We start from the raw sequence: 18,072 nt of genomic DNA on the forward strand, positions 1-18,072 counted from the left end.
CTTTTTTTACAGTATTTTATCATAAAAAAGAGTAAAAATCAACATAAGGTGGTAAATTTACCACCTTATGTTATTAAAAATTAAAAAATAAATTAACTTTAACCTAATTTTTCTTTAAGTAATTTATTTGCAATACCTGGGTTTGCTTTACCTTGAGACTTTTTCATAACCTGTCCAACAAAGAAACCAAATATTCTATCATTACCACCTTGATAGTCAGCTACTTGAGTTTGATTTTCAGCAATAACCTCATCTACAATAGCTTCAATAGCTCCAGTGTCTGTAACCTGTTTCAAGCCTTTTTCTTCAACTATAGTAGAAGGATCTTTGCTTGTTTCAAACATAACTTCAAACACTTGTTTTGCTATCTTACCAGATATAGTGTTGTCCTCAATTAACCCCACTAATTCACCTAATTGTTTCGCTGATATAGGGCTATTTTCTAACTCAATTAAGTTTTTGTTTAATATCCCTAATAATTCTGAAACTAACCAATTAGAAACAAGTTTACCATCTTTCCCTGCAGCAGCTTCTTCATAAAAATCTGCACGGTACTTCTCTTGAGTTAAGATATCTGCATCATAATCTGTAATTCCATATTCTTTTACAAATCGTTCTCTTTTAGCATCTGGAAGCTCTGGTAAAGTTTTTCTAACATCCTCAATAAACTCATCAGTAATTACTAAAGGAAGCAAGTCTGGATCTGGGAAGTATCTATAATCATGAGCATCTTCTTTTGATCTCATAACTCTAGTTTCTCCTTTGTTTATATCCCATAGAAGAGTACATTGATCGATAGTTCCACCAGCTTCAAGAGTTTTAACTTGATACATAGACTCATAAGCAATTGCATTTTCAATATGCTTAATAGAGTTCATATTTTTAATTTCACGACGAGTTCCTAATCCTTCACCCACTCTATTAACAGACACATTAACATCAGCTCTCATAGAACCTTGATCCATATTACCATCACATGTTTCTAGATATCTAACTATGGATCTTAGTTTTCTAAAGTAAGCACCAGCCTCTTCCGCAGAATGAATATCTGGCTTAGAAACAATTTCCATTAGACAAACACCTGAACGATTTAAATCAATAAATGTTTTTCTTGGATGCATGTCATGAATTGATTTACCAGCATCTTGCTCGATGTGTAACTGCTCAATTCTAACTTTTTTAATATAGTCTCCCATATTAACCTCGACAACACCCTCTCCTACTAGAGCTTGTCCAGCTGGCTGAGTAATCTGATAACCTTGAGGTAAATCAGCATAGAAATAATTTTTTCTAGCGAAAACTGATTTTTTATTAATAATAGCATTAAGACCAAGCCCTGTTTTAACAGCTTGTCTAACACATTCCATATTTACAACTGGAAGCATCCCCGGCATAGCAGCATCAACTAATGAAACATTGCTATTTGGTTCTGCACCGAATGTTGTTGGAGCTCCTGAGAACAGTTTACTATTTGAAATAACTTGAGCATGCACTTCAAGCCCGATAACTATTTCCCAATCTCCAGTATTTCCTTTTATAATTTTTCTCATTTTTTATTCCTTTTACCTCTTTTTTTTAATACTCTCCCCCTGTGGGAGGGTCGAAACTAGTTTTGCTAGTTTCGGGGAGGGGTGCAATTTTCATTGCATATTACATCATTTATTCTTTCAATGCAACCCTCAATATTTTCTAATATATCGTTGTTCCAAAATCTTAAAACTTTAAAATCACGATCTCTCAAATCTTTATCCCTTTGTTTGTCCTTTTCGCTACCACAATGTTGGCTACCATCTAATTCTATAATCAACTTTCTTTCTAAACAAATAAAGTCAACAATGTATTTATTGTCTAAGACATACTGTCTACGAAATTTAACTCCCAATTGTTTATTTCTAATAAACTTCCACAATATAATTTCTTCTTTTGTTGATGCCTTTCTCATATTTCTTGAAAATGTTTTGATATTTTCTTTTATTTGAGTATGACAAGGATTATCATATATAGAGCTATTAACCATATATACCCTCCCCTTGTGGTAGGGTCAAATCTGCGAGCAGATGTGGGGAGGGTTGCATAATTGAAAAGATAGAACTAAACACTTATATTGCACCCCTCACCCAATCGAGCTTCGCCCTTCGACAAGCTCAGGGAACTTGCTCTCTTGGACTCTCCCACAAAGGGAGAGTATTTAATGCATGTAATTTTCCTTTTGATAATTTTTCTTATCATTTGTTTGCTTTCTTTTATTTTTTATAAAAAGGTGCTATAACCTTTTTAGTTTCCCAACTAGAATCTCCTGTTAAAGATAAAATCTTATTAGTAAGCTTAACCACTTCTTTTATTTCTTTATTTTTAAATGATGTGTGAAAAACTTTACTAAATTCTTTATACATTTTTTCATCTTGCTTATTTAAAGCTCTTAATCTATGTTTTTCAACTCTAGTAGTTGACCACATTTTGTTATATCTTAAATAAAAATCAGAAAGAGTCCCATACAACAAACTAAGAGAAGTATAAAAATCACTTTCATTCTTTGCACCAATAACATCATCTCTAGCATCAGCTATTATATGTTTATAAGTGTATATTTCTTGTTTAGACAATACTTTAGGACCTTTTTTAAGAAGTTTCTTAGCTTTGTTCTGTATTCTTTTACTTACTTTGTTTTCTATCATAGGTTTAGCAAAACCTAACATATATAAAGCTCCACCGGTCCCCAAGTTCCTAGCTCTTTCAAACCATAAATTAAGGCTTTTTTCAGAATTAAAGAATAATTCAACAGGGAAATCTTTATAATAAAAACTTTTTCTATATGCTTTAGGTAAATCTTTATCTGACATAATTATTTGTATATCTATATCAGAAGCTTTTGTTTCTAATCCACTTGCAAAAGACCCGCATAAAAATACAGTTTTAGCTTTTGGATATTTCTTAATTATATCATTAACTATTTCTAAATGTTTCATATTACCCTCTTATATCTGGAGTTAATTCAAAGCCTGCTACTCTTTCAAGAGCATCTGCTACTTTTATAACTGTTTCTTCATCAAAAGCTTTACCTATTAATTGAACACCAATTGGTAATCCATTCTCTGCTTTAGCAACTGGAACTGAAATACCTGGCAAACCAGCCATTGATGTAGGAATTGTAAATACATCCCCCATATACATTTCAACTGGAGACAACTCATCTTCAATTGCATATGCTGTTGTTGGAGTAACTGGAGTTAATATAGCATCTACTTTCTCAAATGCTTCTTTAAAGTCTTGAGATATAAGAGTTCTAACTTTTTGAGCTTTTGTATAGTAAGCATCATAATATCCTGCAGAAAGAACATATGTTCCAACCAATATTCTTCTTCTTACTTCTTCACCAAAGCCTTCTGCTCTAGTTTTTGCATACATATCATCCAGAGAAGAAACTTTCTCTTCGGTTCTGTGTCCATATCTAACACCATCATATCTAGCTAAGTTAGCTGAGGCTTCAGCTGGAGCTACGATATAATATGTTGAAACAGCATATTTAGTATGAGGTAAAGAAATATCTATTATTTCCGCACCTTGTTTTTTTAATAACTCTGCTGCTTTATCCCATGCTGATTTAATTTCAGTTGACATATTATCACTTCTGTATTCAGCTGGAATACCAATTTTCATTCCAGCTATATCTTGCCCTATCATAGCAGATAAGTTTGGAACTGGCAAGTTAACTGATGTAGAGTCCTTTGGATCAAACCCCATCATGTTCTCTAGCATTAAAGCTGTGTCAGCAACTGTTCTACACATTGCACCTGATTGATCAAGAGAACTAGCAAAAGCTACAACTCCCCACCTTGAACATCTACCATATGTTGGTTTCATTCCCACAATACCTGTAAATGATGCAGGTTGTCTAATTGAGCCACCTGTATCAGTTCCTGTAGCTCCAATTGCTGCGAAAGAAGCAACTGCTGCCGCAGAACCACCTGATGATCCTCCTGGGACAATATGAGCATCTGTTCTTGTTTTATCTTTCCATGGGTTCATAACTGGTCCAAAATAAGAAGTCTTATTTGATCCTCCCATAGCATATTCATCATTAGAAACTTTTCCTAATAAAACCACACCGGCATCAGCAAGATTTTGAGATACTGTTGATTCATATTCAGGAACAAAATTCTCTAGCATTCTTGATGCTGCTGTTGTTTTAATACCTTTTGTGCAGAATAAATCTTTCATTGCTATTGGCAAACCATCCATTGGCAAAGCTTTACCTTCAGCTCTTCTTTTATCTGATTCTTCTGCTTGTTTTAAAGCTACATCTCTAGTTTCTGTTATGTAAGAATTTAACTCTTTTGTAGCATCCATAGCATCAAAATAAGCTTTAACTAGTTCAACAGCTGTAAAATCTTTGTTTTCTAGCCCTTTTAGAGCATCAATCATTGTTAGTTCATTTAATTTCATATCTTTTTACTCCACTACTTTAGGAACAGTGAAGAATCCCTCTTCCGCCTCTGTTGCATTTGATAACACTTTTTCAGGATAATTCCCATCGTTAATAACATCTTCTCTCTGTCTTAAAACCATATCATAAGTTGATGTCATTGGTTCAACTCCATCTGTATTAACTTCAGCTAATTGTTCTGCTAGTTCTAAAATAGTTGATAAGTCATCTTTATACTCATCTAACTGTTCTTCTTTTATCTCTATTCTAGCAAGCTTAGCAATCTTCTTTATATCTTTTGTTTCTAATGCCATTCTTAAACCTTTCTAATTTATAAAATAGATTTTATTTTATTAACATTTTTATACTCTAAAATCAAGTTTTATTAACAATATTTTTTCTCTCAGATCATACAATAAGATATAATACACCTGTTATAAAGAATAAAACTTCTAAAAAAGTAAAAAAAGCCAAAAGATTTTGCTTAAACTAAATTCATAGAGTTTTTTATACTATGTTCTAGAGTATCGTAATGACTCATCCCATAAACAACTAGAACAACATCCTCCGAGATAAAAATATCCTCAATTTCATCTAAAACTTTTTTGTCTCGGATTTTTGTTAAATCTCCTGATATTGTTGAAATTTCATCTCTGTCAAATGGAGCGGTCATATTTGATTTATAATTATCATAACTTAAATCTTTTTTATATTTAGACTTAAACCAATTTTTGAATTTATCAAAAGATATTTCATCTTTATCTAAATTTAAAATTTTAATCCTATATAAATAAAATTTATCATCTTTATAAGCTTTTGCTCTTTTTATAAAATTATCTTTATATTTTTCTATCTTAAAATTATTCAAATACCTTAAGTAATAATAAAAAGCTATATCTATTTTTTCATAACCCAACTTTATTAACTCTGATATTTGTTCATCAAAACAAGGCTCACCAAAAACTATCCCTCTCCCTCCACATTTATTTATAGCATAAGAAAACTCTGAACATTTTTGTTTTTTATCTAATATTTTTTTAATAAAAGGTTTAAAACTTTTATCTCTTTCTATTATAACCTTATCAATCTTAAACTCTTTAAAAGCTTTATCAATTAAAGAAAAAGTTTTAGCATTTTCCCCATGTTTTGCTGCGACAAATATTAGAGTTTTAGTATTCTTATTAAAAACATTAATTGAAGGCTCTCTTCTTGGAGAACTTATTTGAGAGAATCTTTTAATTAAATCTTTGTCAAACTTTATCTTCATAAAGAAACTATACATTTAAAAACACTATAAAACAAGTTTTTTATTGCCTTTTTCTATACTATGGTATATTTTTAATTCCTATGACACATAACTCAAAAATAATAATAGATAAGAATGCTATAAGATATAATACATCTGTTATAAAAAAGAAAACTTCTAAAAAAGCTAAAATATCAGCTGTTATTAAAGCAAATGCTTATGGTGTTGGAGGTCAAAAAATTGCTCCACTACTTTACCAAGAAGGAATTAGAGACTTTTTTGTAGCTCATTTTAAAGAGGCTAAAAATATAAAAAGATCTCTAAAGTTTAAAAAGGCAAACATATATATACTATATGACTTTGCAGAAGATAATTATAAAAACATAATTAGAAAAGCTTTTATTCCTGTATTAAATACTCCTGAGGATATTATCCTATGGCATAAAGTAGCTAAAAACAAACCTTGTGTTATACATTTAGATACAGGATTGTCTAGGTTAGGAATTGATGAAGAAAAAATTAAATCTTTAAGAAATCAAAATATATTTGAAGAGCTAAACATAGCTTATGTTATGTCTCATTTCTCTTCAGCCAATATTGAGGATTCATCTGCTTGTGAAAGAGAATACAAAGAATTTAGACGATTAGTAAAATACTTTCCTAAAGGAACTAAATTATCTATCGCTAACTCTGGAGGTATATTTAGAAATAAAAAATATCATTTAGATATGGTTAGAGCTGGAAGAACTTTTTATGGTTTATCTCCATTATATAATGAAAACAATGAACTAAAATCAGCTATAAGCTTAAAAGCAAATGTTTTACAAATAAAAGAAGTGAAAAAAGGTCAAAAAATTGGTTATCTAGGGACATATAAAGCTAAAAAGAATGGTAAAATAGCTATTGTCAATATAGGATATGCTGATTCTCTTCTAAGAGGACACTCTAATAATGGGTTTTTATATTTCAAAGGGCAGAAACTTCCTATAATAGGGTTAATATCTATGGATGTTGCAACCGTAGATATTAGTAACTTAAAAAATGAAGAAATAAAGCAAGGAGATTTTTTAGAAGTATTAGGAGAAAATCAATCTGTTGATGAGTTAGGATCTTGTGCTAACACAAATGGTTGTGAAATCTTAACAAAGCTATCTACAAGATATGATTGGATTTTTAAATAAAAACCCCTTGATTTTTTAAAAAACTTATGATATATTCTTTTCAAGAAATTCAAAAATAGGAACGAATAAAAAATTATGACAAAAAATTACTTACTTCTTAACAACCTTCTACTGCTTCTTAGGAAAGCAGAGTTTTGTGTTGAATAAGTAATTAAAAATTTCAATTTAAAAACTCTGCTGATTAAAAAGCAGAGTTTTTTTTATAACTAATTAATAAGGAGAAAAAATAATGACAAAAGAAATTAATAAAAATAAAGCTATTGGAGCAGCTGGAGTTGATGAAAAAATTAAGAGACATCCTCTTTACAGACCTGTTTTAAATTGGAGCAGGCAAGATAACAAACAACATAAATCTTCTACACCAAGTAAACAAGCGGGGTTATATCAACCAAATTAAAAAAGCACTTAACTAAAATTTAAAGGAAAAGAACATGTCAGAAAAAACAAAAGATGAAATTGTAATTTTTTCTTCAGATACAGTGCAAACGGGCAAACCATTTATTGACCTTGATGATCCAAAAGTTCTCAAAGAGTTCCAAGAAGCAGGTAAAAGAATGAATAAAATAGCAGGCTACCCTTCATTGCACCCTAAATACAAAGGGAAAAAACCAGATACACCTCAAAACACATAAAAAAAGACCTTTTCAGGTCTTTTTTTGTTGATTTTTACTTTAATTTTAATTATACAATATAGCTAAATTCAAGGAGATAAGCATGAATAGTAAAATGGTTATAGCAATCGACGGTCCTGCGGGTGCGGGAAAAGGCACAGTAAGCAAAGCATTAGCAAAAGATTTAAACTTAGCATATATGGATACAGGAGCTCTTTATAGAGCCGTTGCATACTCAATGCTGGAGAACAATGCGAATATTGAAAATGCAGAAGAAGCAGGAAAATATGCTAGCATGCTAGGAAATGAGATATCTTTTGATGTTTTAAACTCTCCAAATTTGAGAACAGCTGAAGTTGGAATCGCTGTTTCTAAAATCGCAGCGATAACTGAAGTTAGAAAAGCTCTTTTTGAATGCCAGATTAATTTTGCTAAAAACCCTCCTTTAGATAAAAATGGAAGCATATTAGACGGAAGAGATATAGGTACTGTTATATGCCCTACTGCAGATTTTAAATTATTTGTAACAGCATCAGCTGAAGTTAGAGCAGAAAGAAGACATAAAGAATTGCTTGAAAAAGGTGAAAATATTGCATTTGAAACAGTATTAAATGATATTAGAGAAAGAGATGAGAGAGATTCAAATAGAAAAGATGCTCCTTTAAAGCCAGCTGAAGATGCAATAATTATTGACACAAGTAACTTATCAATACTTGAAGCAATCAATAAATGTAAAGAGAATATAAAATAAGCTCGTAAAATAACAAGGTATAAAAATGAAACTTTCAAAAAAAAATTTATTAAAAGCTAGTGTTTCTGGTGCTATTGCCATATCTTTTATATATGGTGGCAAAGCCGTTTATGAAAAATACTTCAAAATAGAAAGAATTAATTTAACTACTGAAATTTTAAGAGCATACAATGCAGACAAGATAAAACATTGCGAAGAATTTAGAAGCGATGTATATATGTGTTATAAAAAAGCCCCAACTATAGGATATGGAACTAAACTCCCTTTAACAAAAGAAGAGATGAAAATAATTAATATAAATACTAAAAATCCTAAAAAAATTAAAAAAGCTCAAGCTGAAATGCTATTATTTAAAAGATTAAACGATAGCAAGAGATATTTGTCCAAATATTCATTTTATAAAAATGCTCCAGATAGTGTGAAAATGGCATTAACAGATATGTGCTACAATATGGGAATTGGCAGTCTATTAACTTTTAAAAACATGATAAGATGCATAAAGAGTAAAGATTTTGATCAAGCCTCAAAAGAATGTATGAATAGCAACTATGGAAGAGAATTAACCACTAGAGCTTTATCAAACTCTTTATTAATTAAAAGAGCATGTTCTTTTAATGAATTACTAAATCAAGCTCCAAAAATTGAGAGACCAGATATTAAAGGCATAAACAAAATAGACTTTCCTTTAGATGTTTGTATAAATAACCTATATTAAACTAAAAAACTTGCTTTTTATAAAAAAAACTGTTATAAAATAAGCTCTTCTTTTTAGAAGAACTGGTTAGTTTAGGATTATGCCCGTAGTCGGGGTCTTAACGGCCTATTACCGCTCCGAAAACAGGAGCAAAAAAAGGAAATCATAAAAATTATGACAAAAAAAGAAACAGAAGAATTCATACTAAACGAAAGCTTCGAAGATTTATTAAACGAAACTATCGGTAAAGATACAAAATTTGAAGGATCAGTTGTTAAAGGAACTATCATTGAACTAGATAGCGACTTCGCTACAATTGATGTTGGACTGAAATCAGAAGGTAAAGTGCCTCTGAAAGAATTCAATGCTTCAGCTAAAGACCTAACTGTTGGAGATCAAGTAGATGTTTACATCGAAAGAGTTGAAAGCAAAAATGGTTCTGCTGTTCTTAGCCGTGAAAAAGCTGTTAGAGAAGAAGCTTGGGTTGAACTAGAAAAACTTTACAACAATGGTGAACATGTTGTTGGAACAATCTTCAATAAAATCCGTGGTGGTTTTGCTGTTGATGTTATGGGAACAGTTGCATTCTTGCCAGGTTCTCAAATTGATGTAAGACCTATCAAAGATGCTACTCCACTAATGAACAACCCTCAACCATTCGCAATCGTGAAAATGGACAAACAAAGAGGAAATATTGTTGTTTCTAGAAGAGCTATCTTAGAAGAAAACCAAGAAGAAACAAGAGCTGAACTACTTTCAAAAATGGAAGAAGGTCAAGTTGTTAAAGGTATCGTTAAAAACATCACAGATTATGGTGCATTTATCGATCTTGGTGGTATTGATGGACTACTTCATGTAACTGATATCTCATGGAGCAGAATCAATCACCCTTCAGAAGCTTTACAAATCGGTCAAACTATTGATGTAAAAATCACTAAGTTTAATAAAGAAACTAACAGAATATCTTTGGGAATGAAACAATTAGAAGAAAACCCATGGATTGATGTTTCAAAAAGATATAAAGTTGGACAAGTTGTAAAAGGTAAAGTTACAAACATTACTGATTACGGTGCATTCATAGAACTTGAAAAAGGTCTTGAAGGTCTAACTCATGTTTCTGAAATTTCTTGGACAAAGAAAAATATCAACCCTGCTAAAGTAGTATCTACTTCTCAAGAAGTTGATGCTATGATCCTAGAAGTTGATGAAGAAAAACAAAGAATTTCTTTAGGACTAAAACAATGTACTCCAAACCCATGGGAAAGCTTCCATAATGAGCACCCTGATGGAGAAGTAATTGAAGGTCCAGTTAAAAACATCACAGAATTCGGTCTATTCATCGGTTTAAACGAAGAAATTGATGGAATGGTTCATTTATCAGACATATCTTGGGATATCTCAGGTGAAGAAGCTGTTAAAGAATACAAAAAAGGTGATATCGTTAAAGCTAGAATCTTAGATGTTAATATAGAAAAAGAAAGAATCTCTTTAGGTATTAAACAACTTACTGAAGATACTTTCGAATCTTCTCTAAAAGGCATTAAAAAAGGTTCTGCTGTAAAAGGTAAAATCTCTAAAGTATTAGAAGAAGGTGTTGAAGTTGAAATCAATGAAGAACTTCACGGTTTTGTTAAAGTTACAGATTTAGCTAAAGCTAAAGCTGACCAAGATGTAACAAAATACAACGAAGGTGACGAGATTGAAGCTAAAGTTATTTCTATAGACAGAAGCTCAAGACAAGTTACTCTATCAGTTAGAGCTCTTGAAATAGCTGCTGAAAAAGAAGCTATTGCTGAGTACACAAAAAATGAAGAATTTACTTCATCATTTGGTGATATCTTAGACAATGCTCTAAATTCAAAAAAATAATAATTTAATAATTAATTAAATTAATTTTAAGGTGAGAATTATAAAGTTCTCACCTTTTTTTCTCTCAAAACATATAAAACACAAATTATTAACTTTCTTATCTTTTTTATTGCTTTTTGTGTTATTTTATGCTACAAGAAGTTAAAGATACGGCAATTATAATAAATAAAACAATGATTTGCATTGTTACCAAGGATTTTTATGGGGGAAAAATGATAAAATCTGAGAATATGTTACCAAGCAATATTGAAGATGAGTTTTTATACTTAATAAATGAATTAAATGAGTGTTTTTATGACTCCATAGATAAAGAAATCTTAGACACCTATGTGGGGGACAACCTGATTTATCAAGACCCTAATTTTTTTATAAAAATGATACATCCTCAATACATGCCTCATTTATTAAGAACAGAAGGTATGCAATCAGCCTTATATGATGAAAGAAGAGAAATCAATGATTCAGATGATGAATACAAAGAACCAGAACTTTTAATATCAATTATTAATAAATTAAACATTGAAGGCTATGGCGATGAGCTATTAGATAACTTAAGTGCTTTAGCTGGTGAATTTAACAGAGAAAGTGCGAGAGATATAATAAAACATTCTGAAAGTACTATTAGTTATCGATTACCTGAAAACAAAGGTATTATGAGAAGACTAAAAGACGATTTAAAAAACGGCAGATTCTCTTGTTTATTTGCGATAATGAACAATGTAAATAAAAACAAAAGCTTATCATATAGACAATCTATGGATTTAATTGAAGATATATTACCTGGAGAGTTTGTTACTAAAAGTTTTAAATATATGATTAACATGATACCAGAGATGGTTATAGGATATGCTATGACTCTCCCTCAAGTTCAAAAAAGTTTCATTAATGAAAGTAAAGAAGATAAGTACCATATTTTTGAGGATTTAATGTATTTGATACAAAACTTTGAAAGTCAAGAGCAGAAAGAAATATTAAATAATTTACCAAAGTCATATTTAAAAAAATCTGAAGTATCTTCTATCATAGATTATAGATTTTTACATAAAACAATCACTTATGACATAAGAGATTGTGAATTAAATACAATGAAGTCTAATGATAATTATAGACAAACTGATAACTCTAGAAAGAGTATAAATATAAATAATTATGATATAAGACTAAAGACAAGAGGTTCTCAAAATGCTGAAAAAGCTAATTTTTCATTTACAAGCATTTAAATTAAAAAGCTATAACCTTATATCCTTTATCTGACAAATTTAAAGAATCTATTATTTTACCATTCTTATTAATAATAGCGGAAATACCGTAATTCCCTACTCTAACGACTGGTAAGCCCGTTGCTATTGCTTGAGATTTAGCTATACCAAAGTGTTGATAAGGACCTGATGATATACCGTAAAAGGTATCATTTGATACATTGAATAAAAACTCTGGTTTTGAAGACTTATTTATAACTTTATTTGGAAAAATCATTTCGTAACAAACTAAAGGAGAAAATGATGGTATCCCTTCAACTTTAACAGTTTTTACCCCACTGCCTTTTGAGAACATAAAATTAAACCCTACGATTTTCTCTATATCAATATATTTATCAAATGGCATATACTCTCCAAATGGAACCAAGTGAGATTTATCATAATCTGCTATTATTTCACCATCTGAGTTTATAACAACTATAGAATTATAATATTTACCTTCTTCTTCTCTGATACTACCTGTCATTAAAACTACACCCTCTGGTATTATATCAGACAAAAGAGATAGATATTCTGGATAATTGTTTATCGCAAAAGGTATAGCTGTTTCTCCCCATACAATAGCATCAATAGAATCTTCTTTAGTTATCGCCTCTTTAGTCATTAAATAATATTCATCAAAAGTTTTCATAGAATCTAAATTAGATATTTCTAATGATAAAGATGGCTGAATAAATAATATATTTTTATTAAATGGTTTATATACTAACTCATCATTTTCTATTTTTTTATCACCAATAATAAATAAAAATACAATTGTAATAACAGATATCGCATTAATTAATACCGCTAATTTAAACTTACTCTTATTAAAGAATAAATAAGGTGTTGAGAATATTAATATGCTTAAAAAAGAAAATCCATACACTCCTAAAAAGTTAATATTCTGAAAAATAGAAAGGTAATTCTCCCAAGTATAAGCAGTTAGATTCCAAGGAAAACCTGATAAAAGAATCCCTCTTAAAAACTCAAATATAAAATAAGTAACTGCAAAAGATAACATCAAAATAAAATCGTTAGATGTTTTATTGGATATAAATTTTGTTATATATCCAACCGCCCCTATATAAATCGATAGTAAAGCAGGAATCCCCAATAAAGCTAATGGCAACAAGTATGGAAAATCATTAGCAATAGCATTAGATATCCAGTATAAGCCAAAAGTAAAATACCCCATTCCAAACAAAAACCCACTTAAGAAAGCTGTTTTATTGTTTATAGAAGTCTTAAATAAGTATAAAAGAGTTGGAAAAGAGAAAAATAATATAGGGAAAGCACAATACGGAGGCATTGCTAAAGCAGATAAAGCACCTAAAACTAAAGACAAAAGATATCTATTTTTCGTTAAGAATAGCTTTTTATTAATTTTAAACATTTGTTTACTCTTCTTCTGTGATAATTTCTTTAATCTTAACCGTTTTAATAGTTCTAGGATTAGCCTCTAATATTTCAAAAACAACTCCGCTATTCAAAGATATTAACTCTCCCTTTACAGGGATTCTTCCAATTTCATCAACAATCACTCCACCAACCGTATCAATATCATCATCATCTGTTAAGATTATACCTATTTCTTTTTGCAGATCCTCAAGTTCTATTCTCGCATCCAAAGTAATAGTACCATTTTTGTGTCTATTAATACCCTGCATTACATCTTGGTTGGAAACTCCTTTAATTTCACCAACAATTTCTTCCATGATATCAGCAGCTGAAATCAACCCATCAATACCACCAAATTCATCAACAACCAAAGCTGTTTTAATATTCTCTGTTCTCATTTTTAATAGCAAGTCTAGTACAGGCATAGCTGGAGATATAAATACACAGTCTATCATTACATCAGTAATTTTTAGTTTTTTAGTATGAATCATGTGAATTAGAAGCTCATTTAATCTAACCATACCCAATATCTCATCAAGAGAGTCTTTATATACAGGGTAAATAAAATGAGGATTTCTTTTAACTTTCTCTAAAACTTTCCTATGAGATTCATTTTTATCTATACCTACAATATCAGCTCTAGGTATCATTATATCAATAGCTTTCAAATTTTTTAAATCTAAAACATTATCTATAATTAAGAGCTCATTCTGGTTAACACTACTGTCAACTTCTTCTTTAATAGTATTCTTTGTAATCATAACTTTAACAATCTACAACAATTTATACGGATTTTCAATATTTATTTTTGATAAAAGCTCTATTTCTAAACTTTCCATATCTTCTGCTTCATCATCGTATATATGGTCGTAACCTATTAGATGTAAAATACCATGTATTAATATATGCATACAATGATTATAAAAAGTTTTCCCTTGTTCATTTGCTTCAACATCTATAACATCAAATGCCAAAAATAATTCACCTAGAATATAATTATCTGAACCATCATCATTAAATGCAAAAGTTAAAATATTAGTGCTTTTATCTTTACCTCTATAGTCTCTATTTAACTCATGAACCTTATGATTGTTTGTGAAAACTATACTTATCTCTTTATCAGAGTTAAACTCATGAGACTTTTCAACTAGATCAACAGCTATCTTAGCCATATTATCTATGTCAAAATCTTTCCATTTATTTTCTTCAAATATATTTGTTTCTATTTTTATCATAACTGTTAATAGTTATAAATTAAAAAGATTATTTGTGCAAGTTTTTACTTTACATTTGCCTTTAAAGAATGTATCCTTTGGCTCATATGGATATTATTACAAAAACAGACGAGCTAAAAAAGTTTTGCAAAGAATGCAGAAAATCATCATACTTAGCTATAGACACAGAGTTTATCAGAAGAAGCACATACAGAGCTATATTATGCCTAATACAGGTTAATAATGGCAAAAGATGTGTTGCTATTGATCCAATGTCTCTAAAAGATTTAAAACCTTTTTATAGATTAATTAATAATACTCCAAAAATAGTTAAAATATTTCATGCTGCAAAACAAGATTTAGAAATATTCTTTAATGACTCTGGTAAAGTGCCTAGCAATATATTTGATACTCAAATAGCTGCTACAGTTTGCGGTTTCCCAGACTGTGTTGGATATGCTAGTTTAGCAGAAAAAATATGTAATAAGAATTTAGAAAAACAATATCAGTCTTCTGATTGGACTAAAAGACCTTTAAATAAAAAACAGGTTAGGTATGCTATACAAGATGTTGAATATCTGCCAGAAATATATTTTTATCTAAAAAGAAAAATAGAAAAAAACAATAGAAAATCTTGGATAGAAGATGATTTATTAGCTTTATCTAATAAAAAGAACTTTAAGCCAAACCCTTCTGAATGTTGGAAAAAATTAAAAACAAGAGCTAAAACTCCTAGCTATCTAGCAATATTAAAAGAGCTAGCAAGTACAAGAGAAAAAATAGCAATAAAAAATAATATCCCTAAAACATTTGTTATAACTGATGAGGGTATTATTAAAATATCTCTTATGGAGTCTCCAACTGTTGATGAGATCAAAAACTCTTGCAGGATAAAAGAAGAATATGCAACAAAACTATTAAATGCATTAAAAAGAGGTAAAAAGACCAAGGAAAAAAATTATCCTACAATTCAAAGAAGAAAAAAAACTATAAAGCCTTTAGAACACATGTTAAAGCTGGTTTTAACTTTAGTTTCTGATGATTTAGAAGTTGCAGGCAAGGTTATTGCTACTGGAGATAATTTAGCAGATTTAGCCTCAAAAAATCCTTCTCCTGAAAACCCTTGTATGCATGGCTGGAGATACAATGTATTTGGCAAGTATTTAGAGGGCATAAAATCTGGAAACATCAGAATTGGTTTAGATAAAAAAGGAAAAATGAGGATATTTGATGAAAGTTAAGGTTATAAATCAAGAAGAATTATTAAACACAGGCTTTTTAAAAGTCGATAAATATACTCTTGAGCAACCTTTAGCCGATGGCAATACAATACAATATCAAAGACAATGCATGTTCAGAGGCAATGCTGTTGCCATTGTTCCATACGACAAAAAAAGAGAATGTGTAGTAATGATAAATCAAATAAGAATTGCTAATGTTGTTGATGGAGGACACTCCCCTTCCCTAGAATTTCCCGCAGGCATGATTGATGAGGGAGAAGACCCTTTGCAAAGTGCCACAAGAGAACTATATGAAGAAACTGGGTTAGAGGCTTTAAATATTGAACAAACTTACTCTAATTCAATATATACTACTGCTGGAGCATCAAATGAAAAGATGTACTATTTTTTAGCGGAAGTTGATTCATCTAAAGTTTTAGCAACAACTGGAGAAATTGGACAACATGAATACATTGAAACTTGTGTAATTCCTGTTCAAGAATTGTTTAAAATGGCATTTGAAGATAACTCTTTATTAAATGCCTCAACAATTATAAATACATTTATACTAAAATCTAAAATTAATAATGATTAGGAGTTTCTTCTACTCCCCAAGGATCATCAACATCTACTAAAGATATTTCTATATCTGAAACAGATATTCTTAGTTTTTTATTATCTGAAAAAATAATGATAATGTATCCATTCTCAAAACATATATCTAACAATGAAAGCTTTTGCTTTCTATCTGTTATATCAATATTTTTTGTTTGCATAGCATTAGCATTAAGAATTGAAAACACTGAATTAGATCTTTGCTTTTTGTCATTAACTTCCCAACAGTACCTATTTAAAGCAAACATAACTTTATTTTCCTGCTTTATATAAGCAAAATCCCCTATTGGTAATATCGCATCTTGTATTAGAGATGCAATAACTTTTAAATCTTCTTTTGTTTTAGCTTTCAATTTAATCATATTTTTTTGTATCACATATTAAATTTATAAGCAATATATATTTAAATTTATTTTTAAAAGAAATCAAGAATAAAATTCTATTTTAATAAAACTTTAGCCAAGCCTAAAACATAAACTTTACACCCTTTTTTATGCTGTTTATGCATAGCTTTTATACAATTATTAATCGTAGCTCCAGTAGTAATAACATCATCTATAAGTAAGATATTTTTATTATTTAAATCATATTTTGCATTAGCTTCAAAAGCACCTTTTAAGTTATTTTTCCTTATAGACCTGCTAAAATGGCCTTGAGGCTTTGTATGTTTAACTCTAATTAAAGCATCTGCTATAAACTTTTTATTAGCTTTTTTAGCTATAGTTTTTGCTAACAATGCTGATTGATTATATTTTCTTACAAAAAGCCTTTTTCTATGCAAAGGCACTGGAATTATAACATCAATTTCCTTTAAAATGTCTCTACCAGCTCTTATCATAAAATCAGATAGCACCTTCACAGTATCAGTTCTATCTCCATACTTTAAAGAAAGTATTATTTGTTTTGCTTTATCATTATAGACAAATACATTTCTCATCTTTTCAAAACATTGAACTTCTGATAAGCACTCCGCACACAAACTATCATCTTGAACAGCAAAATCAAATGGTGTACCACATTTATTACACATTGGTTCGTCGATAAAGTCTAGTTCTTTCCAACAATCTATGCAAACACCACTATTTAAATCAAATAATCTAGTTTGACAAGATATACAAGTTGCAGGCAATATTACATTAAGAAGCTTTTTAAGTAACATTTAAGCTCCCTGTAGGAGGATTATCATTTTTTTTAGCTTGAATTCCTTTTTTTATTTTTTCATTGTGAGCAGCCAATCTTCCTTCCCAACTTGAAATAGCCTTTTTTCTTTTCATTCTTTTTGCTCTTTCAACAACTTTTTGTTTTCTATACTGTTTATAAACAAATTCCGAAGGGCTACCCTCCCGATTCTGCATATTATTTATAACATTCTGCCAAATATCTTCAGCTTTAATATTAATGCTTATTCCATTAATTTTGAAATTAACTTCTTTAGTATCTGTTAAAGGCATGACAGATATAATTCTTTTTAGAACATTTTTTACTTCATTCTCATTACACACATACTTCTTTTTTTTCTTAAAATTTGATATAAATTTCAAAAAGTTAATTGGCATAATCTTACTCCTTATATATAGTAAGATAATGCCATAAAAATATTTCCTTCTCA

20 protein-coding genes and 1 pseudogene are annotated in these 18,072 nt (G+C 29.8%); 9 read left to right on the forward strand and 12 right to left on the reverse strand.

Features of this window, described 5'->3' with window-relative positions:
• Positions 1 to 98: 98 nt before the first annotated feature.
• The 6 genes from gatB to OIF36_03260 form a co-directional block, all read right to left on the reverse strand.
• Positions 99 to 1,550, reverse strand: a complete 1,452-nt coding sequence (gatB, locus tag OIF36_03235) for an Asp-tRNA(Asn)/Glu-tRNA(Gln) amidotransferase subunit GatB (GenBank protein ID MCV6599476.1) — start codon at positions 1,548 to 1,550, stop codon at positions 99 to 101.
• Between the two features lie 65 nt (positions 1,551 to 1,615).
• Positions 1,616 to 2,017 (reverse strand): endonuclease domain-containing protein, encoded by a 402-nt coding sequence (locus OIF36_03240; protein ID MCV6599477.1) that lies wholly within the window; start codon positions 2,015 to 2,017, stop codon positions 1,616 to 1,618.
• Between the two features lie 226 nt (positions 2,018 to 2,243).
• Positions 2,244 to 2,966, reverse strand: coding sequence for a nucleotidyltransferase domain-containing protein (locus OIF36_03245; GenBank protein MCV6599478.1), 723 nt, complete (start codon positions 2,964 to 2,966; stop codon positions 2,244 to 2,246).
• Position 2,967: 1 nt separating this feature from the next.
• Positions 2,968 to 4,443 (reverse strand): Asp-tRNA(Asn)/Glu-tRNA(Gln) amidotransferase subunit GatA, encoded by a 1,476-nt coding sequence (gatA, locus tag OIF36_03250; protein ID MCV6599479.1) that lies wholly within the window; start codon positions 4,441 to 4,443, stop codon positions 2,968 to 2,970.
• Between the two features lie 6 nt (positions 4,444 to 4,449).
• Complete coding sequence (gatC, locus tag OIF36_03255; protein MCV6599480.1) at positions 4,450 to 4,737, reverse strand: Asp-tRNA(Asn)/Glu-tRNA(Gln) amidotransferase subunit GatC; 288 nt, start codon at positions 4,735 to 4,737, stop codon at positions 4,450 to 4,452.
• A gap of 170 nt (positions 4,738 to 4,907) precedes the next feature.
• Positions 4,908 to 5,690 (reverse strand): hypothetical protein, encoded by a 783-nt coding sequence (locus tag OIF36_03260; protein MCV6599481.1) that lies wholly within the window; start codon positions 5,688 to 5,690, stop codon positions 4,908 to 4,910.
• Between the two features lie 80 nt (positions 5,691 to 5,770).
• Here OIF36_03260 and alr point away from each other — a divergent pair, with 80 nt between their 5' ends.
• The 7 genes and pseudogenes from alr (at position 5,771) to OIF36_03295 (ending at position 11,995) form a co-directional block, all read left to right on the forward strand.
• Positions 5,771 to 6,850 carry an alanine racemase gene (gene alr, locus OIF36_03265; GenBank protein ID MCV6599482.1) on the forward strand — a complete coding sequence of 360 codons (1,080 nt, stop codon included), beginning with the start codon at positions 5,771 to 5,773 and terminating at the stop codon, positions 6,848 to 6,850.
• A 229-nt stretch (positions 6,851 to 7,079) separates the two neighbouring features.
• Positions 7,080 to 7,247 (forward strand): hypothetical protein, encoded by a 168-nt coding sequence (locus OIF36_03270; GenBank protein ID MCV6599483.1) that lies wholly within the window; start codon positions 7,080 to 7,082, stop codon positions 7,245 to 7,247.
• A gap of 34 nt (positions 7,248 to 7,281) precedes the next feature.
• Complete coding sequence (locus tag OIF36_03275; protein ID MCV6599484.1) at positions 7,282 to 7,482, forward strand: hypothetical protein; 201 nt, start codon at positions 7,282 to 7,284, stop codon at positions 7,480 to 7,482.
• 82 nt (positions 7,483 to 7,564) lie between these two features.
• On the forward strand, positions 7,565 to 8,212 hold the full coding sequence (cmk, locus tag OIF36_03280) for a (d)CMP kinase (protein ID MCV6599485.1): 648 nt from the start codon (positions 7,565 to 7,567) through the stop codon (positions 8,210 to 8,212).
• A 25-nt stretch (positions 8,213 to 8,237) separates the two neighbouring features.
• Positions 8,238 to 8,927: a glycoside hydrolase family protein gene (locus OIF36_03285; GenBank protein MCV6599486.1), complete on the forward strand. Its 690-nt coding sequence runs from the start codon at positions 8,238 to 8,240 to the stop codon at positions 8,925 to 8,927.
• 135 nt (positions 8,928 to 9,062) lie between these two features.
• Positions 9,063 to 10,775, forward strand: a pseudogene (locus tag OIF36_03290) (30S ribosomal protein S1).
• A gap of 212 nt (positions 10,776 to 10,987) precedes the next feature.
• Entirely contained in the window at positions 10,988 to 11,995 is a 1,008-nt protein-coding gene (locus OIF36_03295) for a hypothetical protein (protein ID MCV6599487.1), read from the forward strand.
• 1 nt (position 11,996) lies between these two features.
• On the opposite strand, the gene lnt is transcribed toward OIF36_03295, so the two are convergent.
• From lnt to ybeY, 3 genes are read right to left on the reverse strand one after another with little or no spacing between them, the layout of a single operon-like run.
• Entirely contained in the window at positions 11,997 to 13,409 is a 1,413-nt protein-coding gene (gene lnt / locus OIF36_03300; GenBank protein MCV6599488.1) for an apolipoprotein N-acyltransferase, read from the reverse strand.
• Between the two features lie 4 nt (positions 13,410 to 13,413).
• Entirely contained in the window at positions 13,414 to 14,175 is a 762-nt protein-coding gene (locus OIF36_03305; protein ID MCV6599489.1) for a CBS domain-containing protein, read from the reverse strand.
• A gap of 12 nt (positions 14,176 to 14,187) precedes the next feature.
• Positions 14,188 to 14,649: an rRNA maturation RNase YbeY gene (gene ybeY, locus OIF36_03310; GenBank protein ID MCV6599490.1), complete on the reverse strand. Its 462-nt coding sequence runs from the start codon at positions 14,647 to 14,649 to the stop codon at positions 14,188 to 14,190.
• Between the two features lie 86 nt (positions 14,650 to 14,735).
• On the opposite strand from ybeY, the gene OIF36_03315 reads away from it, so the two are divergent.
• The gene (locus tag OIF36_03315; GenBank protein ID MCV6599491.1) at positions 14,736 to 15,869 is read left to right on the forward strand and encodes a ribonuclease D; all 1,134 of its coding nucleotides are present in this window, start codon (positions 14,736 to 14,738) and stop codon (positions 15,867 to 15,869) included.
• Positions 15,859 to 16,443 (forward strand): NUDIX hydrolase, encoded by a 585-nt coding sequence (locus OIF36_03320; protein MCV6599492.1) that lies wholly within the window; start codon positions 15,859 to 15,861, stop codon positions 16,441 to 16,443. Before OIF36_03315 ends, OIF36_03320 begins: the two co-directional genes overlap by 11 nt.
• On the opposite strand, the gene OIF36_03325 is transcribed toward OIF36_03320, so the two are convergent.
• The 3 genes from OIF36_03325 to OIF36_03335 all read right to left on the reverse strand — a co-directional run bounded on the left by OIF36_03325 (position 16,430) and on the right by OIF36_03335 (position 18,019).
• A complete protein-coding gene (locus OIF36_03325) occupies positions 16,430 to 16,825 on the reverse strand; it encodes a DUF2948 family protein (GenBank protein ID MCV6599493.1) in 396 nt (131 codons plus the stop codon). The genes OIF36_03320 and OIF36_03325 overlap by 14 nt on opposite strands.
• 77 nt (positions 16,826 to 16,902) lie before the next feature.
• Positions 16,903 to 17,622, reverse strand: a complete 720-nt coding sequence (locus OIF36_03330; GenBank protein MCV6599494.1) for a ComF family protein — start codon at positions 17,620 to 17,622, stop codon at positions 16,903 to 16,905.
• Positions 17,612 to 18,019, reverse strand: coding sequence for a hypothetical protein (locus tag OIF36_03335; GenBank protein ID MCV6599495.1), 408 nt, complete (start codon positions 18,017 to 18,019; stop codon positions 17,612 to 17,614). The genes OIF36_03330 and OIF36_03335 overlap by 11 nt, the downstream gene beginning before the upstream one ends.
• Positions 18,020 to 18,072 lie beyond the last annotated feature (53 nt).

The sequence above is a fragment of the Alphaproteobacteria bacterium genome (assembly GCA_025800285.1).
Classification (GTDB): domain Bacteria; phylum Pseudomonadota; class Alphaproteobacteria; order JAOXRX01; family JAOXRX01; genus JAOXRX01.

Bases quoted from the DNA above. Each gene is read 5' to 3' on its own strand.
- gatC (MCV6599480.1), bottom strand. From the start codon at position 4,737: ATGGCATTAGAAACAAAAGATATAAAGAAGATTGCTAAGCTTGCTAGA.
- gatA (MCV6599479.1), bottom strand. From the start codon at position 4,443: ATGAAATTAAATGAACTAACAATGATTGATGCTCTAAAAGGGCTAGAA.
- OIF36_03315 (MCV6599491.1), top strand. From the start codon at position 14,736: ATGGATATTATTACAAAAACAGACGAGCTAAAAAAGTTTTGCAAAGAA.
- OIF36_03305 (MCV6599489.1), bottom strand. From the start codon at position 14,175: ATGATTACAAAGAATACTATTAAAGAAGAAGTTGACAGTAGTGTTAAC.
- lnt (MCV6599488.1), bottom strand. From the start codon at position 13,409: ATGTTTAAAATTAATAAAAAGCTATTCTTAACGAAAAATAGATATCTT.
- OIF36_03240 (MCV6599477.1), bottom strand. From the start codon at position 2,017: ATGGTTAATAGCTCTATATATGATAATCCTTGTCATACTCAAATAAAA.
- OIF36_03320 (MCV6599492.1), top strand. From the start codon at position 15,859: ATGAAAGTTAAGGTTATAAATCAAGAAGAATTATTAAACACAGGCTTT.
- OIF36_03295 (MCV6599487.1), top strand. From the start codon at position 10,988: ATGATAAAATCTGAGAATATGTTACCAAGCAATATTGAAGATGAGTTT.
- OIF36_03325 (MCV6599493.1), bottom strand. From the start codon at position 16,825: ATGATTAAATTGAAAGCTAAAACAAAAGAAGATTTAAAAGTTATTGCA.
- cmk (MCV6599485.1), top strand. From the start codon at position 7,565: ATGAATAGTAAAATGGTTATAGCAATCGACGGTCCTGCGGGTGCGGGA.
- OIF36_03335 (MCV6599495.1), bottom strand. From the start codon at position 18,019: ATGCCAATTAACTTTTTGAAATTTATATCAAATTTTAAGAAAAAAAAG.
- OIF36_03330 (MCV6599494.1), bottom strand. From the start codon at position 17,622: ATGTTACTTAAAAAGCTTCTTAATGTAATATTGCCTGCAACTTGTATA.
- OIF36_03260 (MCV6599481.1), bottom strand. From the start codon at position 5,690: ATGAAGATAAAGTTTGACAAAGATTTAATTAAAAGATTCTCTCAAATA.
- gatB (MCV6599476.1), bottom strand. From the start codon at position 1,550: ATGAGAAAAATTATAAAAGGAAATACTGGAGATTGGGAAATAGTTATC.
- OIF36_03245 (MCV6599478.1), bottom strand. From the start codon at position 2,966: ATGAAACATTTAGAAATAGTTAATGATATAATTAAGAAATATCCAAAA.
- OIF36_03270 (MCV6599483.1), top strand. From the start codon at position 7,080: ATGACAAAAGAAATTAATAAAAATAAAGCTATTGGAGCAGCTGGAGTT.
- alr (MCV6599482.1), top strand. From the start codon at position 5,771: ATGACACATAACTCAAAAATAATAATAGATAAGAATGCTATAAGATAT.
- ybeY (MCV6599490.1), bottom strand. From the start codon at position 14,649: ATGATAAAAATAGAAACAAATATATTTGAAGAAAATAAATGGAAAGAT.
- OIF36_03275 (MCV6599484.1), top strand. From the start codon at position 7,282: ATGTCAGAAAAAACAAAAGATGAAATTGTAATTTTTTCTTCAGATACA.
- OIF36_03285 (MCV6599486.1), top strand. From the start codon at position 8,238: ATGAAACTTTCAAAAAAAAATTTATTAAAAGCTAGTGTTTCTGGTGCT.